The sequence below is a fragment of the Cellulomonas composti genome, from assembly GCF_007990245.1.
Classification (GTDB): domain Bacteria; phylum Actinomycetota; class Actinomycetes; order Actinomycetales; family Cellulomonadaceae; genus Cellulomonas; species Cellulomonas composti.
The window spans coordinates 39,273-64,873 of record NZ_BJWG01000004.1 but is presented as its reverse complement, the minus strand read 5'-3'; the positions used below and the strand labels follow the sequence as shown (position 1 = coordinate 64,873).

The 25,601-nt window shown below is 73.4% G+C and carries 27 protein-coding genes; 12 read left to right on the top strand and 15 right to left on the bottom strand.

Features of this window, described 5'->3' with window-relative positions; translation table 11 throughout:
- Position 1: 1 nt before the first annotated feature.
- From CCO02nite_RS05860 to CCO02nite_RS05845, 4 genes are all read left to right on the top strand, one after another.
- Positions 2-1,081: an iron-siderophore ABC transporter substrate-binding protein gene (locus CCO02nite_RS05860; RefSeq protein ID WP_146842207.1), complete on the top strand. Its 1,080-nt coding sequence runs from the start codon at positions 2-4 to the stop codon at positions 1,079-1,081.
- On the top strand, positions 1,078-2,133 hold the full coding sequence (locus CCO02nite_RS05855) for a FecCD family ABC transporter permease (RefSeq protein WP_146842206.1): 1,056 nt from the start codon (positions 1,078-1,080) through the stop codon (positions 2,131-2,133). The genes CCO02nite_RS05860 and CCO02nite_RS05855 overlap by 4 nt, the downstream gene beginning before the upstream one ends.
- Entirely contained in the window at positions 2,130-3,203 is a 1,074-nt protein-coding gene (locus CCO02nite_RS05850) for a FecCD family ABC transporter permease (RefSeq protein ID WP_222593149.1), read from the top strand. The genes CCO02nite_RS05855 and CCO02nite_RS05850 overlap by 4 nt, the downstream gene beginning before the upstream one ends.
- 80 nt (positions 3,204-3,283) lie before the next feature.
- Entirely contained in the window at positions 3,284-4,096 is an 813-nt protein-coding gene (locus CCO02nite_RS05845) for an ABC transporter ATP-binding protein (RefSeq protein ID WP_146842338.1), read from the top strand.
- Here the strand turns inward: CCO02nite_RS05845 and CCO02nite_RS05840 are convergent.
- Entirely contained in the window at positions 4,083-5,462 is a 1,380-nt protein-coding gene (locus CCO02nite_RS05840) for a HipA domain-containing protein (protein ID WP_146842205.1), read from the bottom strand. The two genes, CCO02nite_RS05845 and CCO02nite_RS05840, sit on opposite strands and share 14 nt — an antisense overlap.
- 1 nt (position 5,463) lies before the next feature.
- On the bottom strand, positions 5,464-5,664 hold the full coding sequence (locus CCO02nite_RS05835; RefSeq protein WP_246117376.1) for a helix-turn-helix domain-containing protein: 201 nt from the start codon (positions 5,662-5,664) through the stop codon (positions 5,464-5,466).
- Between the two features lie 259 nt (positions 5,665-5,923).
- Between CCO02nite_RS05835 and CCO02nite_RS05830 the strand changes: the two genes are divergently transcribed.
- Complete coding sequence (locus CCO02nite_RS05830; RefSeq protein WP_146842203.1) at positions 5,924-6,460, top strand: PH domain-containing protein; 537 nt, start codon at positions 5,924-5,926, stop codon at positions 6,458-6,460.
- Between the two features lie 10 nt (positions 6,461-6,470).
- On the opposite strand, the gene CCO02nite_RS05825 is transcribed toward CCO02nite_RS05830, so the two are convergent.
- The 5 genes from CCO02nite_RS05825 to CCO02nite_RS05805 form a co-directional block, all read right to left on the bottom strand.
- Positions 6,471-7,595, bottom strand: coding sequence for a GuaB3 family IMP dehydrogenase-related protein (locus CCO02nite_RS05825; protein WP_146842202.1), 1,125 nt, complete (start codon positions 7,593-7,595; stop codon positions 6,471-6,473).
- A 40-nt stretch (positions 7,596-7,635) separates the two neighbouring features.
- Positions 7,636-8,367 (bottom strand): exonuclease domain-containing protein, encoded by a 732-nt coding sequence (locus CCO02nite_RS05820; protein ID WP_146842201.1) that lies wholly within the window; start codon positions 8,365-8,367, stop codon positions 7,636-7,638.
- A gap of 144 nt (positions 8,368-8,511) precedes the next feature.
- Positions 8,512-10,026 carry an IMP dehydrogenase gene (guaB, locus tag CCO02nite_RS05815; protein ID WP_146842200.1) on the bottom strand — a complete coding sequence of 505 codons (1,515 nt, stop codon included), beginning with the start codon at positions 10,024-10,026 and terminating at the stop codon, positions 8,512-8,514.
- A gap of 49 nt (positions 10,027-10,075) precedes the next feature.
- Positions 10,076-10,771 (bottom strand): response regulator transcription factor, encoded by a 696-nt coding sequence (locus tag CCO02nite_RS05810; RefSeq protein ID WP_146842199.1) that lies wholly within the window; start codon positions 10,769-10,771, stop codon positions 10,076-10,078.
- A 187-nt stretch (positions 10,772-10,958) separates the two neighbouring features.
- Positions 10,959-11,867 (bottom strand): MerR family transcriptional regulator, encoded by a 909-nt coding sequence (locus CCO02nite_RS05805; protein WP_146842198.1) that lies wholly within the window; start codon positions 11,865-11,867, stop codon positions 10,959-10,961.
- A gap of 144 nt (positions 11,868-12,011) precedes the next feature.
- Here CCO02nite_RS05805 and CCO02nite_RS05800 point away from each other — a divergent pair, with 144 nt between their 5' ends.
- Complete coding sequence (locus tag CCO02nite_RS05800; RefSeq protein WP_146842197.1) at positions 12,012-12,314, top strand: WhiB family transcriptional regulator; 303 nt, start codon at positions 12,012-12,014, stop codon at positions 12,312-12,314.
- Positions 12,315-12,412: 98 nt separating this feature from the next.
- On the opposite strand, the gene groES is transcribed toward CCO02nite_RS05800, so the two are convergent.
- Complete coding sequence (gene groES, locus CCO02nite_RS05795; protein ID WP_146842196.1) at positions 12,413-12,709, bottom strand: co-chaperone GroES; 297 nt, start codon at positions 12,707-12,709, stop codon at positions 12,413-12,415.
- Between the two features lie 175 nt (positions 12,710-12,884).
- Positions 12,885-13,745 carry a DUF5067 domain-containing protein gene (locus tag CCO02nite_RS05790; protein WP_146842195.1) on the bottom strand — a complete coding sequence of 287 codons (861 nt, stop codon included), beginning with the start codon at positions 13,743-13,745 and terminating at the stop codon, positions 12,885-12,887.
- 130 nt (positions 13,746-13,875) lie between these two features.
- Between CCO02nite_RS05790 and CCO02nite_RS05785 the strand changes: the two genes are divergently transcribed.
- The 3 genes from CCO02nite_RS05785 (at position 13,876) to CCO02nite_RS05775 (ending at position 16,635) form a co-directional block, all read left to right on the top strand.
- Positions 13,876-14,184, top strand: a complete 309-nt coding sequence (locus tag CCO02nite_RS05785; protein WP_222593147.1) for a helix-turn-helix domain-containing protein — start codon at positions 13,876-13,878, stop codon at positions 14,182-14,184.
- 103 nt (positions 14,185-14,287) lie between these two features.
- Positions 14,288-15,499, top strand: a complete 1,212-nt coding sequence (locus CCO02nite_RS05780) for a THUMP-like domain-containing protein (RefSeq protein ID WP_146842193.1) — start codon at positions 14,288-14,290, stop codon at positions 15,497-15,499.
- A complete protein-coding gene (locus tag CCO02nite_RS05775) occupies positions 15,499-16,635 on the top strand; it encodes a glutamate--cysteine ligase (protein WP_146842192.1) in 1,137 nt (378 codons plus the stop codon). Before CCO02nite_RS05780 ends, CCO02nite_RS05775 begins: the two co-directional genes overlap by 1 nt.
- A gap of 28 nt (positions 16,636-16,663) precedes the next feature.
- Here the strand turns inward: CCO02nite_RS05775 and CCO02nite_RS05770 are convergent, their stop codons facing one another.
- A complete protein-coding gene (locus CCO02nite_RS05770) occupies positions 16,664-19,234 on the bottom strand; it encodes a PKD domain-containing protein (RefSeq protein WP_146842191.1) in 2,571 nt (856 codons plus the stop codon).
- Between the two features lie 153 nt (positions 19,235-19,387).
- Between CCO02nite_RS05770 and CCO02nite_RS05765 the strand changes: the two genes are divergently transcribed.
- The gene (locus tag CCO02nite_RS05765) at positions 19,388-20,119 is read left to right on the top strand and encodes an HAD family hydrolase (RefSeq protein ID WP_146842190.1); all 732 of its coding nucleotides are present in this window, start codon (positions 19,388-19,390) and stop codon (positions 20,117-20,119) included.
- Here CCO02nite_RS05765 and tsaD read toward each other — a convergent pair.
- On the bottom strand, positions 20,116-21,156 hold the full coding sequence (tsaD, locus tag CCO02nite_RS05760; protein ID WP_146842189.1) for a tRNA (adenosine(37)-N6)-threonylcarbamoyltransferase complex transferase subunit TsaD: 1,041 nt from the start codon (positions 21,154-21,156) through the stop codon (positions 20,116-20,118). The genes CCO02nite_RS05765 and tsaD overlap by 4 nt on opposite strands.
- Before the next feature lie 47 nt (positions 21,157-21,203).
- The gene (locus CCO02nite_RS05755; RefSeq protein ID WP_146842188.1) at positions 21,204-21,539 is read right to left on the bottom strand and encodes a cupin domain-containing protein; all 336 of its coding nucleotides are present in this window, start codon (positions 21,537-21,539) and stop codon (positions 21,204-21,206) included.
- Between the two features lie 78 nt (positions 21,540-21,617).
- On the opposite strand from CCO02nite_RS05755, the gene CCO02nite_RS05750 reads away from it, so the two are divergent.
- Together CCO02nite_RS05750 and CCO02nite_RS05745 are read left to right on the top strand one after the other, a co-directional pair.
- On the top strand, positions 21,618-22,823 hold the full coding sequence (locus CCO02nite_RS05750; protein WP_146842187.1) for a cytochrome P450: 1,206 nt from the start codon (positions 21,618-21,620) through the stop codon (positions 22,821-22,823).
- Between the two features lie 94 nt (positions 22,824-22,917).
- Positions 22,918-23,553 (top strand): malonic semialdehyde reductase, encoded by a 636-nt coding sequence (locus CCO02nite_RS05745; protein WP_146842186.1) that lies wholly within the window; start codon positions 22,918-22,920, stop codon positions 23,551-23,553.
- A 25-nt stretch (positions 23,554-23,578) separates the two neighbouring features.
- Here the strand turns inward: CCO02nite_RS05745 and CCO02nite_RS05740 are convergent, their stop codons facing one another.
- Genes CCO02nite_RS05740 through tsaB form a run of 3 tightly spaced genes read right to left on the bottom strand, consistent with a single transcriptional unit; the run spans position 23,579 to position 25,601 of the window.
- Positions 23,579-24,448, bottom strand: a complete 870-nt coding sequence (locus tag CCO02nite_RS05740) for a sulfurtransferase (protein WP_186812590.1) — start codon at positions 24,446-24,448, stop codon at positions 23,579-23,581.
- Positions 24,445-24,918 (bottom strand): ribosomal protein S18-alanine N-acetyltransferase, encoded by a 474-nt coding sequence (gene rimI / locus CCO02nite_RS05735; protein WP_146842185.1) that lies wholly within the window; start codon positions 24,916-24,918, stop codon positions 24,445-24,447. The genes CCO02nite_RS05740 and rimI overlap by 4 nt, the downstream gene beginning before the upstream one ends.
- Positions 24,915-25,601 (bottom strand): tRNA (adenosine(37)-N6)-threonylcarbamoyltransferase complex dimerization subunit type 1 TsaB, encoded by a 687-nt coding sequence (tsaB, locus tag CCO02nite_RS05730; RefSeq protein WP_146842184.1) that lies wholly within the window; start codon positions 25,599-25,601, stop codon positions 24,915-24,917. Before tsaB ends, rimI begins: the two co-directional genes overlap by 4 nt.

Below are 25,601 nucleotides of genomic sequence, written 5' to 3'. Positions count from 1 at the left end.
CATGCGTTCCGCATCCTTCCGCCCGCTCCGGTTCGCCGCGCTCGCGGTCGCCGCCGCGCTCGCGCTCACCGCGTGCGCGTCCGACTCCGACGACACCGCGGGCACCGACGCCACCACGGGCGCATCCGCCACGCCGTCCGACGACGCCGCGAGCTCCGCGTTCCCCGTGACCATCACGAACACGTTCGGCGACACGACGATCACGTCGCAGCCCGAGCGCGTCGCCACCGTCAACTGGGGCAACCACGACGTCCCCATCGCGCTCGGCATCGTGCCCGTCGGCATCCCGAAGTCGACCTACGGCGACGACGACACCGACGGCGTGCTGCCGTGGACGTACGCCGGTCTCGAGGCGCTCGACGCGACCGGCGACAAGCTGCCGGTGCTGTTCGACGAGACCGACGGCATCCCGTTCGAGGCCGTCAACAACACCGAGCCCGACGTGATCCTCGCGGCCTACTCCGGTCTGTCCAAGGAGGACTGGAACACGCTGTCCGCGATCGCGCCGACGGTCTCCTACCCGGTCTTCGCATGGGGCACGAACTGGAAGGACATGGCGCTCATCGACGGCGAGGCGATCGGCCGGAAGGCCGAGGCGCAGGCGCTGATCGACGACATCACCGACCAGATCGCCGACGGGCTCGCCGCTCGTCCCGACGTCGCGGGCAAGACCTTCGCGTACACGTGGGTGGACCCGGCCGACCGCAGCAAGATCGGCGTCTACACGCCGCTCGACGCGCGCGTCCAGCTCGTCAACGACCTGGGGCTCGTGAACGCGCCGTCGGTCGTCGCGCTCGCGGGCGACACCGACCAGTTCTACGTCGACCTGTCCGCCGAGAACGCGGACCAGCTCTCCGACGTCGACGTCTTCGTCACCTACGGCGACGACACCACGCTCGCGGCGCTGCAGGCCGACCCGCTGATCGGCAAGATCCCGGCGGTCGCACGCGGCTCGGTCGTCGTCGTCACCGACGGCATCCCGCTCGCGGCGGCGACCTCCGGCCCGACGGTCCTGTCGATCCCGTGGGTGCTCGACGACTACCTCGACCTGTTCGAGGCGGCGGCCAAGAAGGTCGGATGACCCTTACCGCCACGCCCGGCGCGCCGGTCGTCCCCGTCCGGGGTCGGCCGGCGTCGCTGCGCCGTCGACGCACGATCGGCCTGCTCGTGTGCGTCGCCGCGGTGCTCGTCGCGGTCGTGCTCTCGCTCGCGTTCGGCTCGCGCGTCGTCGGCTGGTCCGACGTCGTCGCGGGCGTGCTGCACCCCGACACCGACGACATCGCGCAGGCCGCGGTGCAGTCGCGCGTGCCGCGCACCGTGCTCGGGCTGCTCGTCGGCGCCGCGCTCGGACTGGCAGGTGCGGTGATGCAGGGCCTGACCCGCAACCCGCTCGCCGACCCCGGGCTGCTCGGCGTGAGCTCGGGTGCGTCGCTGTTCGTCGTGCTCGGGATCGCGTGGTTCGGGCTCGCGAACCTCACGCAGTACATCTGGCTGGCATTCGTCGGGGCCGCGCTCGCGTCCGCGCTCGTCTACCTCATCGGGTCGATGGGGCGCGAGGGCGCGACGCCGCTCAAGCTCGCGCTGGCCGGTGCCGCGACCACGGCCGTGCTCTCGTCGATGGTCTCGATGGTGCTGCTCACGCGCACCGACGTGCTCGACACGTTCCGGTTCTGGCAGGTCGGCTCGCTCGGCCGGGCCGAGTGGGGCGAGATCGCGCAGGTCGTGCCGTTCCTCGTCGTCGGCGCGATCCTCGCCGTGGGGTGCGCGCGGGGCATGGACGCGATCGCGCTGGGCGACGACGTCGCGACCGGGCTCGGGCAGCGGCTGGGCGTCGTGCGGGGCATCGGCGCGCTGTCGACCGTGCTGCTGTGCGGTGCGGCCGTCGCGATCGCCGGGCCCATCGGCTTCGTCGGGCTCGTGATGCCGCACCTCGCGCGCGGCTTCACCGGGCCCAGCCACCGCTGGCTGCTGCCCTACTCGGCCGCGCTCGGCGCCGCGCTGCTGCTGGTCGCCGACGTCGTCGGGCGCGTCGTCGCGCGTCCGCAGGAGGTCGCGGTCGGCATCGTCACCGCGCTGCTCGGCGCGCCGGTGTTCATCGCCATCATCCGCCGGCAGAAGGTGCGTGAGCTGTGACCGCGGTCCTCGACAGCCCGAGCGCCCCCGCGCCGACCCCCGCCGCGCTCGGCGCCCAGGTCGGCACCGGTCGGCGCGCGCGGGTGCGCCGTCGCCGGCTCGTCGTCGCGATGCTCGTCGTGCTGCTCGTCGGCGTCGTGCTGCTCACGCTGTGCGTCGGCGAGAAGGTCTACAGCCCGGCCACCGTCCTGCGCGTGCTGCTGGGCGAGCAGGTGCCGGGCGCGTCGTTCAACGTCGGCACGCTGCGCGCCCCGCGCGCGCTCACCGGGCTGCTCGTCGGCCTCGGGTTCGGGATCGGCGGCGTCGTGTTCCAGACGATGCTGCGCAACCCGCTGGCCAGCCCCGACATCATCGGCATCAGCGCGGGCGCGAGCGCCGCGGCGGTCGTCGCGATCACGATGTTCGACGTCGCGGGCAACGTGCTGTCGGTGATCGCGGTGGTCTCGGGCATCGGCGTCGCGGCACTCATCTACGCGCTGTCCTGGCGGCGCGGCGTGCACGGCGCACGTCTCGTGCTCATCGGCATCGCCGTGGGCGCCATGCTCGACTCCGTCATCTCCTACGCCATGACGCGCGCGGGCGTCTACGACGCGAACGAGGCGCTGCGCTGGCTCACCGGCAGCCTCAACTCGGCGTTCTGGCCGGGCGTGCCGCCGCTCGCGATCGCGATGGTCTGCCTCGTCCCCGTGCTGCTCGTGCTCGCGCGCCGGCTGTCCGCGCTGCAGCTCGGCGACGACGCCGCGGCGGGCCTCGGCGTGCACCCGGACCGCTCGCGGCTCGCGCTGCTCGTCGTCGCCGTCGCGATCGTCTCGGTGGCGACCGCTGCCGCCGGGCCGATCGCGTTCGTCGCGTTCCTGTCCGGACCCATCGCGCACCGGCTCGTGCGCGGCACCGGCTCGCTGCTGGTGCCGTCCGCGCTGGTCGGGGCGCTGCTCGTGCTCGTCGCGGACTTCGTCGGGCAGCACCTGCTCGGCACCCGCTTCCCCGTCGGCGTGGTGACCGGCGTCCTCGGGGCGCCCTACCTGCTCTGGCTCCTGGCCAGGACCAACAGCTCCGGAGGCAGCCTGTGACCGCCGACCAGCCCGCCGTGCACACGCTCGCGGTCGAGGCCGCGACGATCGGGTACGACGACCGCGTCGTCGTGCACGAGATGACGCTCGCGGTGCCCACCGGCCGCATCACGACGATCGTGGGCGCCAACGCGTGCGGCAAGTCGACGCTGCTGCGCGCGATGGCCCGCCTGCTCAAGGTGAAGGCCGGCCGCGTCCTGCTCGACGGCCGCCCGATCGACGAGCTGCCGTCGCGCGACGTCGCGACCGTGCTCGGCCTGCTGCCGCAGACGCCCGTGAGCCCCGAGGGGATCGCCGTCGCCGACCTCGTCGGGCGCGGGCGCTACCCGCACCAGGGCTGGTTCCGCCGCTGGACCGCCGAGGACGACGCGGCCGTCGAGGCGGCGCTCGTCGCGACCGACACGCTCGACCTCGCGGACCGGCCCGTCGACGAGCTGTCCGGCGGCCAGCGTCAGCGCGTGTGGATCGCGATGGCCCTCGCCCAGCAGACCGACGTGCTGCTGCTCGACGAGCCCACGACGTTCCTCGACGTCGCGCACCAGGTCGAGGTGCTCGACCTGCTCACCGACCTCAACCGCGACCGCGGCACGACGATCGTCATGGTGCTGCACGACCTCAACCTCGCCGCGCGCTACACGGACCACCTCGTCGCGCTGCGCGAGGGCCGGCTCGTCGCGCAAGGCCCGCCCGCCGAGGTGGTCACGCCCGAGCTGGTCCAGGAGGTGTTCGGGATGCCCGCGCAGGTGGTGCCCGACCCGGTGTCCGGGACGCCGCTCGTCGTGCCCATCGGCCGGCATCACTCGTCGGACGGCGTGCGCCGCACGAGCACGCTCGCGACGACCGGCGCGAGCTACCCGCACCGTCGAGCACCCGAGTCCTTCAGGGCGGTGTGACGTCGCGAGCCCGGCCTCGCGCGGCGAGATCCACCGCTGACGGCGCGGGGGCGTGGAGCGGCGAGATCGCGCGCAGGTTGCGGATGGTCGAGTCCGCGACCTGCATACCCCCGGGCACACCGGCGACCTCCTCGCGGGCCGCCTCCAGTGCGCCCGGAACGGCGGCCAGGACTCTGTCCACGACCGCCCTCGACTCGTCGGCGCCAAGCCCCAGGCGGACACCCTCCGCGGCGATGACACCAGGGAGGATGGCGCTGATCCGGTACGTGTCGCCGACCCTCATCGGGAAGTCCAGGGGGTGCTGAGCCGTCTCCTGCGTCTCGTAGGGCGCGATCGAGAGCACGTCGTACGCGGGCGCCAGCTCGACGCCGTCGCCGCGCAGCAGCAGCGAGTAGTTCTTCGCGTGGGCGTCGGTGTTGACCATCGCGATGTTGAGCGTGAGCAGCGACAGGAAGTCGCGCGCCACCCGCACACGGTCCCGTGCCGTCAGGCGGCTGCGCAGGAGCTCTGCGACCGAGCCGACACCGGGGCCACCGTCATGGTGCTGGTACTTCTTCTCGGGTGGCACCGACATGGCCTGGCACAGGTCCTCCTGGTGGGCGCGATGCACCAAGCCGTCCTCCCCGACGAAGCGGTCGTACCTCTCCAGGACGAGGGCGCGCAGATCACCGTCGGGCGCCTGCCAGTGGAACGCGTTCGGCACCCTGAGCCCCGCGTGGCGGGCGACGGCGAGGCTGAACATCTCCACCGTCACCAGGTTCGGGAACCGCTCGTCCGTGAGCGACCGCGGCGTGCGGTACTCCGGCTTGAGGATGTGCGTCGTCGGGGCGCCACGCCTCGGCCTCGCCCAGCCGTCCGGGGTGAGCACCAGCGCGATCTTGGGCTGGGCACCGGCCAGGCTGATCCGCAGACGTTCACCTCCTCGAAGCGGCCTACCGGTGCGGTACACCTCGATGACCTCGGCGAGCGCGGCGGCGACCTCGTCGTCGCTGATCGTGTCCACCGCTGAGCGGTCGGCTGCGGCGTCCTCGCTGGTCTCCCCTGGCACGACGAACTGCAGCGCGCCCGCGACGTCGTGCCCGACGTGCTCGAGAAGTGCGAAGGGCGAGCGTGCCGACACCTGGTAGCTGCTCGCCAGCGAGCCCAGCGCCTGGGGGTTGTCGGGCAGCAGCCCTTGGACGAACGGCAGCACGGCACGCTGCCGGTGCCGGCCGGTCGACTTCGGCATCGACAGCGACAAGGGCGTGGCGCCGGGTGCGAAACGGTAGTCGTCGTCGTACCCGAAGGTGAGGGCCCCCGACGAGGACATGGTCAAGGTCCCGGCGTGGTCGCCGTCCATGTGGACCTCGAGGCGTCGCTCGGGCACGTCAGTCCTCCTCGCGCTGGACTTCGAGCACGAGGCCCAGCTCGAACAGGACGTCGAGCACGCGTGGCATCTCGGCGCGTGCGCGCCCGGACTCGACGTTCACGAGCCACTCCCGCGAGACCCGCGCCCGCTGCGCGAGCTCCACCTGGGTGAGGCCGGCGGACTCGCGCGCCTCGCGCAGGACGGCGCCGACATCGGCCATCGTCCGGACCCGCATCGCCCCTCCGTCATGTGTGCTGTAGCCCACTTTCGTGGATGTGGCTCACAGTACACATCTCGGGATGTGCACCACAAGCCACATCGAGGTCGCGCGCGCCGTGCTGCGGCAGGCCGTCGCGAGCCTGGGGCTGCCCGCGCCCTCGTCGGACTGAACTCGGACCGCGAACGGCACCACACGGGCCGCGCGAGGTGGCATGCTGCCACCCGAGACGACGACCCGAACCGGAACGACGAGGTGTGCCGTGGGATACCCGAAGGACGTCCTGACCGACAACGAGCGCGTCGTCGTGCACAAGCACCCGCACATCAAGGCGCTGCTCGGCCCCGGGCTGCTCCTCGTGCTCGTCACCGCGCTCGGCGGCTGGGCCGGGATCTGGTTCTCCGGGGACAGCGGGGACGCCGGTCGCACGACCGCCGCGATCGCCGCCGGCCTCGTCTGGCTCGTCGTGCTGGTGTGGTTCCTGGCCAAGCTCGTGTCGTGGCGGACGACGCACTTCGTCATCACCGACCGGCGCGTGATGTTCCGCCAGGGCGTCATCACGCGCTCGGGCATCGACATCCCCGTGCGCCGGATCAACTCCGTGCAGTTCCGGCACGGGCCGATCGACCGGATACTCCGCACCGGGACGCTGATCGTCGAGTCGGCATCCGACGACCCGCTCGAGTTCGACGACATCCCGGGCGTCGAGAAGGTGCACGCGCTGCTCTACGCCGAGCTCGAGGACACCCTCGACGGCGACGACGACGCGCCCCGCGCGGCGGCGCCGCCGACGGCCTGACGGCCCGGCGTCAGTACGGCTGGTACGGGGAGACGACGACCTCGACGCGCTGGAACTCCTTGACGTCGGAGTAGCCCGTCGTCGCCATCGCCCGGCGCAGCGCGCCGATGAGGTTCAGCGTGCCGTCGGCCGTGCGGCCGGGCCCGAACAGGATCTGCTCGAGCGAGCCCGCCGAACCGACCTCGACCCGCTCACCGCGCGGCAGGTGCTGGTGGTGCGCCTCGGGCCCCCAGTGGAAGCCTCGGCCGGGCGCCTCGGTCGAACGGGCCAGCGCGGCGCCGAGCATCACGGCGTCCGCACCGCACGCGATCGCCTTGACCAGGTCACCCGAGCGACCCACGCCGCCGTCGGTGATGACGTGCACGTACCGGCCGCCCGACTCGTCGAGGTAGTCGCGGCGCGCGGCCGCGACGTCCGCGACCGCGGTCGCCATGGGCGCGTGGATGCCGAGCGAGACGCGCGTGGTGTGCGCGGCGCCGCCGCCGAACCCGACGAGCACGCCCGCGGCACCGGTGCGCATGAGGTGCAGTGCGGCCGTGTACGTCGACGCGCCGCCGACGATCACCGGCACGTCCAGCTCGTAGATGAACCGCTTGAGGTTGAGCGGCTCGGCGTTGCCGGAGACGTGCTCGGCGGAGACCGTCGTGCCGCGGATGACGAACAGGTCGACGCCCGCGTCGACCACCGTGCGCCAGTGCTCCTGCGTCCGCTGCGGCGACAGCGCGCCGGCGACCGTCACGCCCGCGGCGCGGATCTCCTGCAGCCGGGCGGTGATGAGCTCGGGGCGGATGGGCGCGGAGTAGATCTCCTGCATGCGCTGCGTCGCGCGCGCCGGTTCGAGCGTCGCGATCTCGGCGAGGTGCGGAGCCGGGTCGTCGTAGCGCGTCCACAGGCCCTCGAGGTCCAGCACACCGAGCCCACCGAGCCGGCCGAGCGCGACCGCCGTCTCCGGACTCATCACGGAGTCCATCGGTGCGGCCATCACGGGCAGCTCGAAGTGGTACGCGTCGATCTGCCAGCCGACGGAGACGTCCTGCGGGTCGCGGGTGCGCCGGGACGGCACGACCGCCACGTCGTCGAAGGAGTACGCCCGGCGACCGCGCTTGCCGCGCCCGATCTCGATCTCGTTGCTCACCCCGGCAGCCTACCGACCGCGCCGCCCGGCCCCCGCGCCGCTACGCGCGTGCCGACGGCGCGCCGACGGCCATGAGTGCGTCGAGCACCGACTGCGCCGCCTCGGCCGCCTTGCGGGCGTGGTGCACGGCACGCCACGCCGCGACGGCGATGGCCTGTCGGTCGTGCAGCTGCTCCGGATCCGCCGCCGCCAGCACCGGGTTCCGCTCCAGCACGTGGTCCAGCACCTCCAGGGTCGCGAGCGTGTCCGCATCGGCCGTGTGCAGGATCCCGGTGGCCACCCCGTAGTGCTCGCACAGGTCAACCAGCCGGCGCCCGCCCTCGCGCTGGGGCTCGGCCATCCGGTCCAGCACCATCGGATCGATCACCGGCCGCACCGGCGCCCCGCCCAGCCGATCGACGAGGCTCGGCAGCGCGTGCCGCGCCAGCTCGGCATCGAGGATCGCCAGGTCGAACGAGGCGTTGAACGCGACGAGAGCCGCGCCCTCGCGCAGCGCCGCGACCAGCGCGTCCGCGATCTCGTCGAGCGCGGTCGACGAGGGACGACCGTGCAGCCGCACGTGCTCCGTCGAGAACCCGTGGATCGCGGCGGCCGCCGCGGGGATCTCGATGCCCGGGTCGATCAGCCAGGACCGCACATGCGCGCCGGTGGAGTCCCTGCGCACGAGCGCGGCGCTCACGATGCGATCGTTCCTGACGTCGACGCCCGTGGTCTCGGTGTCGAACCCGAGCAGGTGCCTGGTGGTCCAGCCGGTCGCGTGCTCTGCTGCCATGTCGTCGTCGCCGTCCTCTCAGCCGCGCCCAGGATGGCACCGACCACCCACAGCCCCCGCGCAGCCGCGCCACGACGGCGCCGACGGGCAGCGCCGGTTCGGTGGGCGCAGCCACTCATCCGACGGCCGACGAAGGCTGAGGCGTCAGCGGCCCGTGTAGTTGGGGGCCTCGACGGTCATCTGGATGTCGTGCGGGTGGGACTCCTTGAGGCCCGCCGCGGTGATCCGGATGAACGTGCCGCGCTGCTGCAGCTCCGGGATGGTGTGCGCCCCGACGTAGAACATCGACTGGTGCAGCCCGCCGATGAGCTGGTGCGCGACGGCCGACAGGGGGCCGCGGTAGGGCACCTGACCCTCGATGCCCTCGGGGACGATCTTCTCGTCGGTCGTGACGTCGGCCTGGAAGTACCGGTCCTTGGAGTAGGACACCCGGCCGCGGGAGGCCATCGCGCCCAGCGAGCCCATGCCGCGGTAGTGCTTGAACTGCTTGCCGTTGACGAAGACGAGCTCGCCCGGCGACTCGTCGCAGCCCGCCAGGAGCGAGCCGAGCATCACGGTGTCCGCGCCCGCGACGAGCGCCTTGGCGATGTCGCCCGAGTACTGCAGGCCGCCGTCGCCGATCACGGGTACGCCGGCGGGCTTGCACGCCTGGGCGGCGTCGTGGATCGCGGTCACCTGCGGCACGCCGACGCCCGCGACGACGCGTGTCGTGCAGATCGAACCCGGCCCGACCCCGACCTTGACGGCGTCCGTACCCGCGTCGACGAGGGCCTGCGCGCCCGCGCGCGTCGCGACGTTGCCGCCGATGACCTGGACGTGCCGCGTGCCGGGGTCGCTCTTGAGCCGGCGCACCATGTCGAGCATCAGTCGCGCGTGGCCGTTGGCGGTGTCGACGACGAGCACGTCGACACCGGCTTCGACGAGCGCGGTCGCCCGCTCCCAGGCGTCGCCGAAGAACCCGATCGCGGCGCCGACGACGAGGCGGCCCTCGGCGTCCTTGGTGGCCTGCGGGTACTGCTCGGACTTCACGAAGTCCTTGACGGTGATGAGGCCACGCAGCACGCCGACGTCGTCCACGAGCGGCAGCTTCTCGATCTTGTGCTTGGCCAGCAGCGCGGCGGCGTCGTCGCGCGCGATGCCCACGGGCGCGGTGACCAGCGGCATCGCGGTCATCACCTCGCGCACGCGGCGGTGCTCGAAGTCCCCGGCGGGCACGAAGCGCAGGTCGCGGTTGGTGATGATGCCGACCAACCGACCGCCGTCGACGACCACGGGCAGGCCCGAGACCCGGTAGGTGCCGCACAGCGCGTCGAGCTCGGCGAGCGTCGCGTCGGGCGAGACGGTGACAGGGTCGGTGACCATGCCGGACTCGGAGCGCTTCACGCGGTCGACCTGGTGCGCCTGGTCCGCGATCGACAGGTTCCGGTGCAGGATCCCGACGCCACCCTGACGTGCCATGGCGATGGCCATGCGCGATTCGGTGACGGTGTCCATCGCGGCCGAGAGCAGTGGCACGCTCACGGAGATCTCGCGGGTGAGCCGGGAGGTGGTGTCCACCTCGCTGGGGATCACGTCGGTCTCCCCCGGCAGGAGGAGCACGTCGTCGTAGGTCAGGCCGACGCGAGCGAAGGGGTCAGCCGGCGAGTCTGGTCCCGTCATCGAGTCAGGATACGTCCCCGGCCCCGGGCCGAGGACAGCCTGTCCACGTTCAGCGGATGAGCCCGGTACGCAGACCGATGGCGACCGCCTGCGCGCGGTCGTTCGCGCCGAGCTTGCGGAACAGACGGCGCGCGTGGGTCTTGACCGTGTCCTCGGACAGGAACAGCTCGGCACCGATCTGGGCGTTGGACCGGCCGTTGCTCATGCCGACCAGCACCTCGATCTCGCGCTTGGTGAGCGCGACCTTCGGCTTCGGCGGCTCGACGACCGCGGGTTCGACGACCTCGTTGTCGTACTCCGGCTCCGCTCCGCCCGCGTCGATCTCGGTCGACGTCACGGGATGCGGGACGCCGGCCGCGGCTCGCTGCGGCGTGAGCGTCGGGCTGGCCAGGACGTGCGCGGCGATCGCGGACAGCTCCGCGCGCCCGACGTCGGGCGACAGGAAGCCGCGGGCCCCGAGCGCGAGCGCCCGGTCCAGGGCGGCGGTGTCGTCGGGTGCCGCGAGCAGCACGACGGCGGCACCTGGGGCGACGGCACGCAGGCGACGGATCGCCTCGCCCGCACCCGGCGCCGCGACGTGCGCATCGAGCAGCACGACGGTCGGCGGGATCCGCCGCGCGTGCGCCATCAGCTCGTCCACGCTCGCGGCGGCGCGTACCGGGCTGAGCGCCGGCACACCGATCGACGTCACGACGAGACGCTCACGCACCACCGTCGAGCCGTGGCAGACCACGACCCCGGCCATTCGAACTCCCCTCGACACCCGTCCACGTCGCGTTTACCACGACGTCCTGTGCGTCTCATCGGCCACCGGGACGCGTGACGTTAGCCCGGCCCGGGGACGCAAGCCCAGTTGCCGGGGCCTTTCGTGGCACGGTGTCGGCCTGTGGGCGGTATGCCGACCACCTCTGAGAACGGTACCGCTCTCACTTTCACCCGTTCGGCGCAACCGCCACCAGGGCGAGCGTCTCGTGAAGCAGCCCGCGGAAGCTGCGGGCGCGCTGCACGAGCGGGGAGGCCAGGACGTGCGCGGGCGCTCCCGGCGCCAGCACGAGCTGCGGGAGGTCGGGGTGCGCGGCGGCAAGATCGGCGACGATCCCGAGGTCGACGTCGGCGCGGATGGCGACCGTGACGACCACGCGCGGGCGGGTCATCAGCACCAGCTCGGTCGCGTGGTGCGCGGTGAGCGGGCCGGGGACCACCCGCGCGTCCGCGCCACCGGTGACGAGCGCCGCCGCGAGCGCGTGGGACAGCGCGAGCCGCTCACCCACCGGCAGGACGAGCACGATCGGGCTCCCGCGCGCGGCGGTCAACCCGGCGCCGCCGATCGCCTCGAGCGCAGCGGCGTGCAGCACCGTCGCGGCATCCACACCCGGCCGGTCCACGACGGTCCGCCTGACGACCTCGGCGAACGCGGGGTCCACGAGCTCGCACCACCACGCCTCGACGACGCCCAGGGCGGGGCCGGTCGGCAGCGCCATGATCCGGGCGCACGCGGCCCGGTCCGCGCGCAGCGCGGCGTCGACGAGCGCGGTCGGTGTCGCGGGGACATCCGGCACCGGCACCGAGGAACCGGTCAGGTCGGTGTCGCGCGCGATGCGGGCGGCATCGCCGGGGGCCACGCCGTCGATCGTCAGACGACGCATCACGAGAAGGCGTTCCACGTCGAGCGGCGTGTAGCGCCGGTGCGCGCCCGCACTGCGTTCCGAGGGACCGAGCCCATAGCGGCGGTCCCACGTGCGCAGCGTCGCAGGGGCGACGCCAAGTCGCGCAGCGACGGCTGCGACCGTGAGGGGGCCACCCGTGCCCGCTCGGGCGTCCGCCGCCCCGGTCACGCTCATGGCGCGATTCTGCCAGATCCGCTGACCGGGTTCTCGACCGGACCTTGACCAACTTCTGACGCGGTTATAGCGTCCTCCTCAGGAGCCGGATCGGGACCTTCAGCCCAGACCGGTACACCGCGCGACCAATGTCGAGGAGGACTCATGGCCGAGATCTCGCGTCTGCCCGGACCGGTGATGGACCTCTGGGAGTGGCAGTTCGAGGGCGCATGCCGCGACGCCGACCAGGACCTGTTCTTCCACCCCGAGGGTGAGCGCGGCTCCGCTCGTCGCCGCCGCGCGGAGGCCGCCAAGGCGATCTGTGCCGGCTGCCCGGTGCTCCAGGAGTGCCGTGAGCAGTCGCTCGCCGTCCGCGAGCCGTACGGCGTGTGGGGCGGGCTGTCCGAGGACGAGCGCGCCGCGCTGCTCGCGAGCCGCCAGCGCCGCGTCGTCGTGCGCGAGGCCTGATACCCGAGGCCGACGAACAACCACCGAGGACCCAGCCTCGGGACGACGAAGGCCCTCACCGCGAACGGTGAGGGCCTTCGTCGCAGGTCAGCGGATCGTCACTTGACGACGATCGCCAGGATGTCGCGCGCCGAGAGGATCAGGTACTCCTCGCCGGAGTACTTGACCTCGGTGCCGCCGTACTTCGAGTAGATGACCTTGTCACCCACCGCGACGTCCAGCGGGACACGGTTGCCCTTGTCGTCGATGCGGCCCGGACCCACGGCCAGGACCTCGCCCTCCTGGGGCTTCTCCTTGGCGCTGTCCGGGATGACGAGACCGGAAGCGGTCGTCGTCTCGGCCTCGAGGGCCTTGACGACAATCCGGTCCTCGAGGGGCTTGATGGAGACCGACACAGCGGACCTCCCCTTCGCATGTGAGTGGTTCGACAGTCCGAGTCGCTCCGTGGTCACCGTCGTCGCGGGAGCCGGGACCTGGAGCGGTTGGCACCCTCGCCAGGAGAGTGCCAGTTCCTCACTCTAGGAACCGGTTAGCACTCGGTCAACCCGAGTGCTAGACGCCGGGGACGCGTCACTGACTGACGGAGAACTCCTGCGATGCGAGGACCGCGTCGGACAGGCTGAAGAGCTCGCGCACCTCGACAGAGACCGTGGAGTCGTCACGCAGGAGGAACGGCTTCTGCACGGTCGCCGTGACACCCGGCTGGATGTCGGCCATCTGGATCGACTTGTCGATGTCGTCCACCCCGATGACGGTGTCGTCGAGCTCGATGCCGCCCTGGAAGGCCTGGGCGTTCACCGAGAACACGAAGCTCGCCGCCTCGTCCGAGTTGTTGGTGAACGCGAAGCTCACGACGATCACGGGCTTGCCTTCGTAGTCCGAGCTGAACGTCGCACCCTCGATCGTCACGTCGAAGTCGCTGCTCTCCTCCGGCACTTCGGACTCCGCCGCAGGGGTCGTGCTCGTCTGCTTCAGCTCGACGGTCCACGTCTGCCCGAGCGCACTGGTCTCGTAGCTGATGATCCCGTCCTCGTAGGCGAACGTCTTGGTGTCGTCACCGGACGCCAGCAACGCCGAGTCGGTCTTGCTCTTGTCGTTCACCGAGTCCCACGTGAACGAGTCACCCGCGTCCTGCGGCACGTCGACCGTCCCTGCCCAGTAGAGCGACTTCGAGTCGTCGTCAGACACCCAGTAGATCGTGATCGTGTCGCTCACGATCGTCGCGGCGTGGGCGGACCCGTCGCCCGCATCGTTGGACTGCTCCCACTCACCGGTCAGGTCGACCGGGGCGGCCGGCGCCGCGCTCTCGGAGTTCTCCGCGCTCGACGATCCGTCGCCACCTCCGCCGGAACCGGAGTCGGAGCAACCCGCCAGACCCGCGAGGCCGAGCAGCGCTACGAGCGCGATCGAGACGGTCGTCCTGGTAGTCATGGTGTGCAGATCTCCCCGCCGATGTGGACTTCTCTCCTTCCGGCGCCGCTCGCCGGGAGATCGGAATGGTAGCAGCGAAATCCCGGTATAGAGGGTCGACTGTTCCGGGATGCCGTCTCAGCATCGAGACGTGCCCTGGACCGAGCAGATCGCCCGTGAGCTCGGTAGCCGTATCCGCGAGCGCCGGGCGGCCGAAGGGCTCTCCCAGGAGACGCTGGCACACCGCGCAGGCATCACGAAGAACCAGGTCCAGCTCATCGAGGCCGGCCGCGGTTCAGCGCGGGAAGGTGGTCCGGCGTCCAACCCGCGCGTACGCACGCTCTTCGGCATCGCAGATGCACTGCACGTGACTCCGGACCGTCTGCTCTCGGGCCTGTCGGCCGCGGGCGACCAGGGCGAGCCCGACCAGGACGGGGACGCCACCGGCCACGGACCGTGAGGAGCGGCGGCGGGCGCCTCGACCGCAGCTCCCGGGTCCACCCCCGCGGGCCCGCGGCGAGAGGGCGCGGCGGACGCGGGCCGGTGGGTGCAAGGATCGGGGGGTGGATGCCGACGGGCTGACCAGGCTGCTCGCACCGGACGGGTGGGCGCTGCTGTCCGCGCTGCCCCCGTACGACGAGCGACTGGCGATGCCGATCGCCGAGCGGCTCCGGGCCGAGGGGCTGCACCCCTCGCTCGTCGCGGCCGCGCTGACCCAGTCCCGGCTGCGATCCCGTGCGCGCGCCAAGCTCGGCGACTTCGCGTCCGGGATGCTGTTCACGCAGGCCGGCCTCGAGCAGGCGACCCGGCTCGAGGTCGCCGCGCACCACGCGCGGCGTTACCGGGACGCCGGCCTCTCGCACGTCGCGGACCTCACCGCGGGCATCGGCGCGGACGCGCTCGCGTTCGCGGGCGTCGGGCTGCGCGTGACGGCGGCGGAGGTCGACGAGATGACGGCCGCGATCGCGACGGTCAACCTGCGCCACTTCCCCGAGGCGACGGTCGTGCACGCGGACGGCCTCTCGCTGGACCTGTCGGACGTCGACGGGGTCTATGCGGACCCGGCACGGCGCACGGGCACGGGACGACGTGTCTTCGACCCCGCGGCCTACGCACCCCCGCTGGACGCGGTGCTCGCGCTGCGCGAGCGGGTCGCGGCGCTCGGGCTCAAGCTCGGGCCCGGCCTGCCGCACGGCGCCGTACCGCACGACGCCCGCGCGCAGTGGGTCTCGAGCGACGGCGAGGTCGTCGAGGTGGGGCTCTGGTTCGGCCCGCTCGCGCCCGAGGGGCCCGGGCGGTCGGCCCTCGTCCTGCGCGCGGGTCACGCCCACGTGCTCGCGCCCGACGAGTCCGCGCACGCCCACGTGGGCGAGGTCGGCACCTATCTGTACGAGCCCGACGGCGCCGTGATCCGCGCCGGTCTCGTCGGCGACGTCGCTCTCGAGGTGCACGGCCGCCTCGTCGACCCCACGATCGCCTACGTGACAGGTGACGAACGCCACGAGACGCCGTTCGCGACGGGCTACCGCGTGCACGACGTCCTGCCGTTCCACCTCAAGCGTCTGCGCAGCTACCTGCGCGAGCGCGGCGTCGGGCGCCTGACGATCAAGAAGCGCGGCACCGCGGTGGTGCCCGAGCAGCTGCGCAAGCAGCTCGACCTGCGCGGCAGCGCGGAGTCGACGATCGTGCTCACGCGCGTGGGCGGGCACCAGAGCGTGCTCGTCGTGGAGCCGCTGACCCCTGCCGCCGACGGTCCGCACCCCGGGGAGTCCTGATGTCCGCACGCGCGTCGATCCCCTTCGCCCGCTCCGAACGCTCGACCGTCGGCCTGGAGTGGGAGGTCGCGCTCGTGGACGCCGACTCCGGTGACCTGCGCCAGGCGGCGGACACGATCTTCGAGCGGGTCGGGCACGAGCACCCGAACATCACGCAGGAGCTCCTGCGCAACACGGTCGAGGTCTCGTCGAACAAGTGCCGCACGGTCGCCGAGGCCGGACGGGACCTGCAGCGGGCGCTCGACGAGGTCGCCGCGGCCGCCGAGCCGTTGCGGATCGAGCTCATGGGCGGCGGCACGCACCCGTTCGCGAACTGGGCCACGCAGAAGGTCAGCGACAAGCAGCGCTACGCGACGCTGATCGACCGCACGCAGTGGTGGGGCCGGCAGATGCTCATCTACGGCGTGCACGTGCACGTCGGCATCGAGGACCGCGCCAAGGTGCTGCCGATCGCGCGCGCCATGCTCACCGTGTTCGCGCACATCCAGTCGCTGTCCGCGTCGTCGCCGTTCTGGAACGGCAGGGACACCGGCTACGCGTCCAACCGCGCCCTGCTGTTCCAGCAGCTACCGACCGCGGGGCTGCCGTACCAGTTCGAGGACTGGGCGCAGCTCGAGGCCTACGTCGGGGACATGCTGCACACGGGCGTCATCGACCAGTTCGACGAGGTGCGCTGGGACATCCGGCCCGCGCCACGGTTCGGCACGCTCGAGATGCGCATCGCCGACGGCGCGACGAACCTGCTCGAGCTGACCGCGATCTCCGCGCTCACGCACTGCTTCGTCGAGCACTTCTCGACGCTCCTGGACCGCGGCGAGGCCCTCCCGACGATGCCGCCGTGGTTCGTCCAGGAGAACAAGTGGCGCTCCGCGCGCTACGGCATGGACGCGATCGTCATCACCGACGCTGCGGGCGACGAGGAGCTGGTCACCGACTCCGTGGCGGGCTGGCTCACCGAGCTCGCGCCCGTCGCCGAACGGCTCGGCTGCGCCGACGAGCTCGAGCAGGTCCGCGTGATCCTGCGCCGGGGCGCGTCCTACCAGCGCCAGCGCGCGGTCGCCCGCCGCAACGCCGGCGAGCTGGACGCGGTCGTCGGCACCCTGGTCGCCGAGATGAAGGCCGGCAGGCCGCTCTGACCCCGCGGGCACGGGTCCGCGCGGGGCCTCAGGGCAGCGCGTCGACGCGGACGTCGTCCCAGGAGACCGTGAGAGGTCCCGTGGTCGCGGACGAGCTCTGGTAGGCCGACAGCCGTGGCGCTCCGGCCACCTGCAGCGCCGCGGTGGTGTCCGTCGCGACGACCGACCACGTGCTCGGCTCGGGTGTCCCGTCGCGCCAGGCGCGGGCGCGCAGCGTCGTCGGCGACGTGCCCTGGACCTGCAGGCGCACGTGCAGGCGGTCGCCCGCGGCCAGGACGGCGCCGCCGATCGAGCCGCCACCGAGCACCGTGCCGCTGCGCACCAGGTGCAGCTGGGGTGCGACGCCGGGTGTGAGCTTGATCCGCGCGGAGTAGTCCTGCGTGCCGGCCACGCGCCCGACGAGGCCGAGGTACGTGGTCGCGTCCGGGACCGCCGAGAGCGCGAAGGTCGCCGTGACGTCGAGCGCCGACGACGTGACGGGCAGGGTCGCCGTCATCGTCGAGCCGGCGGGAACCACGACACGCCCGACGCCGGACCCGACCGACCAGCGCGACGCCGTCCCGACGGTCGCCCATGCGCCGCCGACGTCCGCACTCCCCCAGCCGTTCGCGACGGTGCGTGCGAACCCGTCGAGCGCCAGCGGCTGGTCCGGTGGCTGCTCGTCGACCTGGACGACGGCCTGCGCGGCGTCGACCCCGCCGTCGTCGTCGGTCACGGTGAGCTCGACCGTGTACGTACCGGGCGCGTCGTAGGTGTGCTCGGCGGTGACGCCCCACGACTCCGCACCGTCGCCGAAGGCCCACGTGCGCGCGACGATCGTGCCGTCCGCGTCGGTCGACGTCGACGAGTCGGCGAGCACGGTCAGGCCGTCGGTCTGCACCGCCAGCCGCGCGGTCGGAGCCTGGTTGGGCGGCGGCGGGGGCGGCGGCGTCGAGCCGACGGCGCTCACCGCCAGGTCGTCGAACGAGACGACGAGCGGCCCGCCCGTCGCGGACGACGAGTGGTAGACGGACAGTCGCGGCGCGCCGTTCACCTGCAGCGCGGTCGTCGCATCCGTGGCGGTGACCTGCCAGGCGGTCGGCTCGGTCGACCCGGCCGGCCAGATGCGCGCGCGGACCGTCGTCGGAGCGGTGCCGTCGACCTGCACGCGCGCCTCGAGGCGCGCGCCGGCGGCGATCGTCAGTCCGGGCACCGTGCCGCCCGCCAGCACCGTGCCCGTGCGCGTCGCATGCAGCTGCACGGCGCCGGTGGGCAGGATCTTGAGCCGCGCGCCGTAGTCCGCCGTGCCGACCACCCGACCGGAGAGCGTGAGATAGGCGGCCTGGTCCGGCACCCGGTCGAGCCAGAGCCCGATGCGCAGGTCCGCGGACGTCGACTGCACCCCCGCCAGGGTGGCCGTGAGCGTGGACCCCGGCGGCACCGTGATCCGACCGGCCCCGCCGTTCACCGTGTACCGGCTCGCGCTGCCCGCCACGCTCCACGCGCCGCCCACGTCGGCGCTGCCCCACCCGGACGCCGAGGTACGGGTGAACGCGTCGGCGGCGAGCCCGCTCGGCGGCGGGGGCGGAGGCGGGGGTGGCGGCGGGTCGTCGTCGCCCATCGCGTACGGGAGCACGAACTGGCTGTCGGCGTCGGTCTCGTACTGCCCGAGCGTCGGCGAGTAGGTGTACGCGCGGATCTCGTCGGCCGTGGGGTCGAACGTGTAGTAGCGCAGCCAGCCGTCGCCGCCGTGCGGGCGCTCCTGGTAGTCGGACAGCACCGCCTGCACGGGACGCCCGCACGCGTTCGTGTCGGTGCGCCGCGCCTCCCCCGCCGTGCCGGCGTGGAAGTGTCCGCTGACGACGAGGAAGACGTTGCAGCTCGTCGAGATCAGCTCGTCCCACATCGCCTGCCCGCTGTTGCCGCCGCCGTCGCGCCGCAGCACCTGCTTGGTCAGCGCCCCGCTGAGGTCCACGTAGCTGTGCGTCGCGACGATGGCACGTCGCTGCGGGTGGGCCGCGAGCACCCGGCGCGCCCAGTCCAGCGCGGCGTCGGTCGCGTTGAACTCCAGGCTGAGCAGCAGGAAGTCCATGCCGCCGGCGCTGAACAGCGAGTAGCTGTCGGCGTTGCCGCGGTCGACGGCGTCCGGCCCGAACTGGTTCTGGCCGAGGTAGCCGCCGTACTGCGCGCTCGCCGGCGTCCACGCCGCGCCCTGGTACCGCGAGGGCGGGAAGTAGGTCCGGAACCGGTCGATCGCGCCCGTCGTGATGTCCATGTCGTGGTTGCCGGGGAGCACCGCGTTCGGCACACCGGCCGCGTCGAGCGTCCCCATGTACTGCGACGCGCGGTCCCAGTTGGTCAGGTTGTCCTCGAACTCGACGAGGTCGCCCACCTGGGCGACGAACGCGGTCCCGAGGCTCGCACGCGAGTCGACGATCCACTGCGTCTGCGCCGCCATGATCGGGTGGTTCGTCGCGGACTTCGTGTAGCTCTGGGTGTCCGGGAGCACGACGAGGGTGAACGGCGCGGGGTCGTCGGCGGCGGCCGGCGGGACGGTTGCCGCGCCGAGTGCGAGCGCGGCGGCGGCGGTCAGAGCGAGCAGGGGGCGCGAGCGGGACATCGGCGGCTCCTCACGAGGCGTCACCCAGTCCAGACCCCAGCCGGAATCGTGTCAATACTGGACAACTCGGGCACCGGGTGAGATTTCGCATCGCGGAGCACGGGGACGTACCTGTCGGGCGGCCCCTGCCGCCGGTGTCGATAGGTTTCGGGCGTGGCGATCCGAGGGCTGCTGCTCGACTTCTACGGCACCGTCGTGCACGACGACGAGGACGCGGTCGACGCGGTGTGCGCGCGCGTCGCGGCCACGACGGGCGTGCCGCACGACGAGGTCGCGCACACGTGGTGGCGGGACTACTGCGCCCTGGCCGACGACGCGCAGGGCTCGTCGTACCGCCGCCTGCGCGACCTCGCGCGCGACTCGCTCGGACGCACGGTCGCCGCCCTCGCACCCGGCCACCGCGGGCTCGACCTCGACGAGCTCGTCGCGCCGATGTACGCGTACTGGTCGACCCCCGACCCCTACCCGGACGCGCTGACGTTCCTCGCGGACCCGCCGGTGCCGGTGTGCCTGGTCTCCGACGTCGACGACGCGGACCTGGCCGCCTCGCTCGACCGCCTCGGGCTCGACCTGCCGGCCGTCACGAGCGAGCGGTCCCGCGCGTACAAGCCCGCCGCACCGTCGTTCGACCTCGCGCTCGAGCTCCTGGGGCTCGGCCCCGACGACGTGGCGCACGCGGGCGACTCGCTGACCAGCGACGTGACGGGCGCGAACGCCCGGGGCATCCGCAGCGTGTGGGTCAACCGCACCGGGCGGCCGGCTCCGACGCGCGGGCCGCTGCCGACGTGGACCGTGCCGGACCTGGCCGGGCTCGGCGACCTCCTGCGCGGCGACGTCGCCGCCCCGGTCACCGCCCTGCGGCCCGGCGCGGTCTCGACGACCTAGACCAGGACCTGGGTCAGCGGCATCGAGGAGTCGACCGGGATGTCGAGGGACGACGGGGGCAGGCCTCGGCGCAGCACCGCCGCGCCGAGGGCCGCGATCATCGCGCCGTTGTCCGTGCAGTAGCGGATCGGCGGGATGCGCAGCTCGATGCCCGCATCGGCGCACCGCTGGGCGGCCAGGTCCCGCAGCTGCGAGTTCGCCGAGAAGCCGCCGCCGACGACGAGCGTCGAGACGCCGTGCGCGCGGCACGCGGCGATGGTCTTGGCGGTCAGCACGTCGGCCACGGCCGCGGAGAACGACGCGGACACGTCGGCCAACGGGATCTGCTCCCCGGCGTCCTCGCGCGCCTCGACCCAGCGCGCGACGGCCGTCTTGAGCCCCGAGAACGAGAAGTCCGTCGCGTGCTTGGCCTGGTCCTTCGCGGCGGTCAGGCCGCGCGGGAAGCGGATCGCCGTGGGGTCGCCCTCGCGCGCGAGCCGGTCGATGTGCGGTCCGCCCGGGTAGGGCAGGCCGAGCAGGCGGCCGACCTTGTCGAACGCCTCCCCCGCGGCGTCGTCGAGCGTCGAGCCGAGCTCGGTGACGTGCACCGTGTCGTCGATCATCAGCAGCGACGAGTGGCCGCCGGAGACGACGAGGGCCATCACCCGCTCGGGGAACGGCCCGTCCACCAGCTCGTCGACGACCGCGTGCCCGATCACGTGGTTCACCCCGTACAGCGGCCTGTCCAGCGCGACCGCGAGCGCCTTCGCCGCGCTCGCGCCGACGGTCAGCGGCCCGACGAGACCGGGTCCGGCCGTCACGGCGATCGCGTCGACCTCGGCGAGCGTGACGTCGGCGGTGGCCAGCGCGCGCTCGATCGTCGGGACCATGGCCTCCAGGTGGGCGCGCGAGGCGATCTCGGGGATGATCCCGCCGAAGCGCGCGTGCTCGTCGACCGACGACGCGACCGCGTCCACCAGCAGGTCGTACCCGCGCACCAGCGCGACGCCGGTCTCGTCGCACGACGTCTCGATCCCGAGGACGAGCGGCTCAGCCATGCGCGCCACCCTAGTTCCCCGGCGCGCCGGCGCCGGCGCACCGCCCGTCAGGCGTGCTGGTCGTCGGCCAGTCCCGTCACCGTCGTCAGGAGGAAGACCGCGTCCTCGAGCGCCCGCACGGCGTGGCGCTGGTGGGTGAGCAGCACGAGCGAGCCCGCGGCGACCTCCGACTCCTCCACGCCCGTCACGCGCACCCGCCCGACGAGCACCTGCAGGCTCGCCGCGTGAGGCGAGTTGTGCTCCGCGAGCTCGGTGCCGGCGACCAGCGCGAGCACCGTCTGGCGCAGCACGCCGTCGTGCAGCACGAGCCGCGCGTCGCGGCCGTGCACGGACTGACGTGCAGCGGCCAGCCGCTCGTCGGCCTCTGTCACCAGGTCTGTCATGGCGGTCCTCTCGTCGTCGAGGTCACCAGAGTGCACCCTCGAGGTGCCCGACGTGGGCGAGCGGGCCACCATGGGACCGTGACGGAGCATGAGCCTGCCGACGAGCTGACGCGCGAGGACCCGGCAGGCGGCGCACATCCGCACGCCGGGCGCGCCGACTGGAACCCCCGTGGGCCCCGAGTACGGCGCGGACCGCTCGTCGCCTACGACGCGCTGCGCACGCACTGCCCGGTGGCGCTCGGCCCCGACGGCGCGTGGACCCTGTTCACGCACGCCGACGTGACGGCCGCCGCATCGGACCACGAGACGTACTCCAACGCCGTCTCCGCGCATCTGCAGGTGCCGAACGGGCTCGACGGCCCGACCCACACCGCCTACCGCGCCGTGATCGAGCGCTTCTTCACGCGCGAGCGGATGGCCGCGCTCGCGCCGGTCGTCGAGCAGGTCGCCCGCGACGTCGTCGCGTCCGCCGTGCCCGGCCGGGTGGACGGTGTCGAGCTGGGTGCGTTGTTCGCGGTCCGGGCGCAGAGCGCGTGGCTGGGCTGGCCGGCCGGACTGGAGGACGAGCTGCTGCGGTGGGTCGCGGACAACCGCGCGGCCTCGCGCTCGCGCGACCGGTCCCGCACGGCGGACGTGGCCCGGCGGTTCGACGCGATCGTGCGTTCGCAGACCGACGCGCGCCGCGGCCGTGACGCGCCCGACGACGTCACCACCGAGCTGCTGCGCACCGAGGTCGAGGGCCGTGCCCTGACCGACGAGGAGGTGGTGTCGATCCTGCGCAACTGGACCGGCGGCGACCTCGGCTCGCTCGCGCTGTGCACGGGTGTGGTGCTCACGTACCTCGCCGACCACCGCGACCTGCAGGACCACCTGCGCGCCGGGGTGCCGGACCGCGAGCTCGACGCGGCGATCGACGAGATCCTGCGCATCGACGACCCGTTCGTCAGCAACCGTCGCGTCGCCACCGCACCGGTGACCGTCGGCGGTCGGTCGATCGACGCGGGCGACCGCGTGGTGCTCAACTGGACGGCCGCCAACCGGGACCCGCGGATCTTCGGTGCGCCGGACTCGTTCGACCCCGTCGCGCACGCGCCGTACAACCTGGTCTACGGCGTCGGCAAGCACGTGTGCCCCGGCCGCCCGCTGGCCGCACTCGAGCTGCGCACGCTGACCCGCGCCGTGCTGCAGGCGAGCTCGTCGCTGCTCCCCGACCCGGACCGCGCCCGCGAGCGCGAGCTCCCGCCCGCCGGCGGCTTCGCCGTCGCGCCGGTCGTGCTGTCCTGACGGCGGCGGGACCGCAGGACGAGGCGAGGGTCGTGTGATCGGTGTCACCGGATGCCAGGGGCATCATTCTGGGTAGTTGATGCTTCAATGACGTGTGACCACCGAGAGCACCGTGCTGGCCGAGCTGGACTTCCCCGCGTACGCGATCGGCGACGACGTCGCCGACCTCCTGTTCCGCGAGGCGCGCTCCGTCGGCGCCTTCACCGACGAGCCCGTGACCGACGACGAGATCGCCGCGGTCTACGACCTGGTCCGCTGGGGCCCGACCGCGATGAACATCACGCCGCTGCGACTGCTCGTCGTGCGCACGCCGCAGGCGCGGGCCCGGCTCGCGGCGCTCGCCGCCGAGGGCAACCGTGACCGCGTGCTCGCCGCGCCGCTGACGATCGTCGTCGCCGCGGACCCCGCCTTCCACCGCCACCTGCCCGTCCTCGCGCCGCACCGCGCCGCGATGGTCGACGCGCTCGAGGGCCAGCCCGAGACGCGCGAGCAGATGGCCCGCATGAACACGCACCTCCAGCTCGGGTACCTCATCGTCGGGCTGCGCGCCGCGGGGCTCGACGTCGGCCCGATGGGTGGCATGGACGCGGCCGCGATCGACGCCGAGTTCTTCGCCGAGAACGGCTGGAAGTCCGTGCTCCTGCTCACCATCGGGCACCGCGACGGCGTGGGCACGCCGCACCCGCGTGCCGCGCGCCTCGACTACGCGGACGTCGCGCAGACGGTCTGAGCGACGTCAGCCCGCCGCGACCCCGTCAGGACCTGTCGGGACCCGTCGCGGCCGGACGTGACGGGTCGCCCGACCACTGCGACCACGAGCCCGGGTACAGCGCAGCCTCGACGCCGATCGAGGCCAGCGCCGCGACCTCGTGCGCGGCGGTGACGCCCGAGCCGCAGTACACCGCGACCGGCGCGCCCACGTCGGTGCGCAACGAGCGGAACCGCTCGCGCAGCGCGTCGGCGCCGCGGAACGCGCCCGTCTCGTCGAGGTTCTCGGCGGTCGGCGCCGACAGCGCGCCCGGGATGTGGCCCGCTCGCGGGTCGACGGGCTCGACGACGCCCGCGTACCGCTCGCCGGCCCGCGCGTCGAGCAGCGCGCCGTCCCAGGACGCCGCAGCATCGGCGTCGATCGTCGGCATCTGACCGCCGACGAGCACGACGTCGCCCGGATCGGGCGTGACCTGCCCCGGCTCGACCGACAGGCCCGCGGCCTGCCACGCGCCCAGACCGCCGTCGAGCAGCCGCACGTCACGCACGCCCGCCCAGCGCAGCAGCCACCAGGCGCGCGCCGCGGCCGTGCCACCGGACGCGTCGTAGGCCACGACCGCCCCGCCCTCGCGCACGCCCCAGCGCCGCGCCGCGGCCTCGAGGTCCGCGACGTCGGGCAGGGGGTGGCGGCCAGCGGCGGTGCTCGGCGGTGCCGCGAGCTCGGTGTCGAGGTCGACGAACACCGCGCCCGGCAGGTGCCCGCCCAGGTACTGCTCGTGCCCGTCGGTGCGGCCCAGCGCCCACCGCACGTCGAGCAGCACGGGCGCGTCGTCGCCCGCGAGCTCGGCCGCGAGCGTCACCACGTCCACCAGCACCGCCGCCCGCGCGGCGTCCGTCGCGCTCGTCGTCCCGGTCATGAGACCTCCTTCGCGGCCAGGTCGAGCCGCATCGTCCACGCGTCCTTGTTCTCCGGCTGGTAGTAGCCGCGCCGCACGCCGAGCCGCACGAACCCCGCCGCGTCGTAGAGCCGCAGCGCGGGCTCGTTGTCCACGCGCACCTCGAGCAGCACCGACGTCGCGCCGAGCGCGCGCGCACGCACGACGAGCGCGTCGAGCATCAGCCGCCCGATCCCCTTGCCCTGGTGCCGTTCGTCGGTCCCGACGGTCATCACCTGCACGTCGACGCCGTCGAACCACAGGCCCGCGTACCCGACGAGCGTGCCGCCCTGCGTCGCGCCGACGTACCACCGGCCGGGTCCGACGATCTCCTCGGCGAGCGCCGTCGGCGACCACGCGCCCGCGCCGAACAGCCGGTCCTCCATCTCGACGAGGGCCGGCACGTCCTGGGTGGTCAGCGGGCGCAGCACCACCATCGCGTCGCGGCTCATCCGAGCGCGCGCCGGTGCCCCGCGGACGGCACGGCGTCCGGCCGGCGCAGGTACAGCGGCTCGGTCGGCAGGTCCGCGCCCGCCGCGCGGCGCCTCAGCGCGAGCCCGGCCAGCTCGGCCGGGTCCAGCGGGTCGTCAGCGCCCGGGGCCGCGCTCAGGTGCGCGAACGCCTCGGGGTAGAGCGCCACGCCGGGTCCGACGACGAGGGCGCCGGCCGCCGCCGGCTCGTCGGCGAGCCCGTCCGCGAAGCCGACCTGCGGGGGCGTGACCGCCTCGATGCCGTCGCCCGTCGCCGTGTACACCGCCCAGTAGACCTCGCGGCGGCGCGCGTCGGTCGCGACGAGCAGGCGCGTGCCGGCCGGGACGCCGCGTGCGGCGCGGGCCGCGAGCGCGTCCAGGCTCGGCACGCCGAGCGCGGGGATGCCGAGCGCGAGGGCCAGCGTGCGCGCCGTGACCAGGCCGACGCGCAGGCCCGTGAACGGCGCCGGGCCGGTGCCGACCACGACCGCCGTCAGCTCACGGCGGTCGACGCCCGCCTCCGCGAGCGCGGCGACAACCATGGGCGCGAGCAGCTCGGCGTGGTGGCGGGGCTGCTCGTCGGACCGGCGGGCGAGCGCGGTCCCGGCGTCGTCGGTCACCGCGACGGCAACCGACCCGGACGTGTCGAGCGCGAGCAGGGGCAC

Coding starts and splice junctions, on each gene's coding strand:
- CCO02nite_RS05860 (WP_146842207.1), top strand. CDS start 2: ATGCGTTCCGCATCCTTCCGCCCGCTCCGGTTCGCCGCGCTCGCGGTC.
- CCO02nite_RS05855 (WP_146842206.1), top strand. CDS start 1,078: ATGACCCTTACCGCCACGCCCGGCGCGCCGGTCGTCCCCGTCCGGGGT.
- CCO02nite_RS05845 (WP_146842338.1), top strand. CDS start 3,284: ATGACGCTCGCGGTGCCCACCGGCCGCATCACGACGATCGTGGGCGCC.
- CCO02nite_RS05835 (WP_246117376.1), bottom strand. CDS start 5,664: ATGGCCGATGTCGGCGCCGTCCTGCGCGAGGCGCGCGAGTCCGCCGGC.
- CCO02nite_RS05820 (WP_146842201.1), bottom strand. CDS start 8,367: ATGGCAGCAGAGCACGCGACCGGCTGGACCACCAGGCACCTGCTCGGG.
- guaB (WP_146842200.1), bottom strand. CDS start 10,026: ATGACGGGACCAGACTCGCCGGCTGACCCCTTCGCTCGCGTCGGCCTG.
- CCO02nite_RS05810 (WP_146842199.1), bottom strand. CDS start 10,771: ATGGCCGGGGTCGTGGTCTGCCACGGCTCGACGGTGGTGCGTGAGCGT.
- CCO02nite_RS05805 (WP_146842198.1), bottom strand. CDS start 11,867: ATGAGCGTGACCGGGGCGGCGGACGCCCGAGCGGGCACGGGTGGCCCC.
- CCO02nite_RS05800 (WP_146842197.1), top strand. CDS start 12,012: ATGGCCGAGATCTCGCGTCTGCCCGGACCGGTGATGGACCTCTGGGAG.
- CCO02nite_RS05790 (WP_146842195.1), bottom strand. CDS start 13,745: ATGACTACCAGGACGACCGTCTCGATCGCGCTCGTAGCGCTGCTCGGC.
- CCO02nite_RS05775 (WP_146842192.1), top strand. CDS start 15,499: ATGTCCGCACGCGCGTCGATCCCCTTCGCCCGCTCCGAACGCTCGACC.
- CCO02nite_RS05770 (WP_146842191.1), bottom strand. CDS start 19,234: ATGTCCCGCTCGCGCCCCCTGCTCGCTCTGACCGCCGCCGCCGCGCTC.
- tsaD (WP_146842189.1), bottom strand. CDS start 21,156: ATGGCTGAGCCGCTCGTCCTCGGGATCGAGACGTCGTGCGACGAGACC.
- CCO02nite_RS05755 (WP_146842188.1), bottom strand. CDS start 21,539: ATGACAGACCTGGTGACAGAGGCCGACGAGCGGCTGGCCGCTGCACGT.
- CCO02nite_RS05740 (WP_186812590.1), bottom strand. CDS start 24,448: ATGACCGGGACGACGAGCGCGACGGACGCCGCGCGGGCGGCGGTGCTG.
- rimI (WP_146842185.1), bottom strand. CDS start 24,918: ATGAGCCGCGACGCGATGGTGGTGCTGCGCCCGCTGACCACCCAGGAC.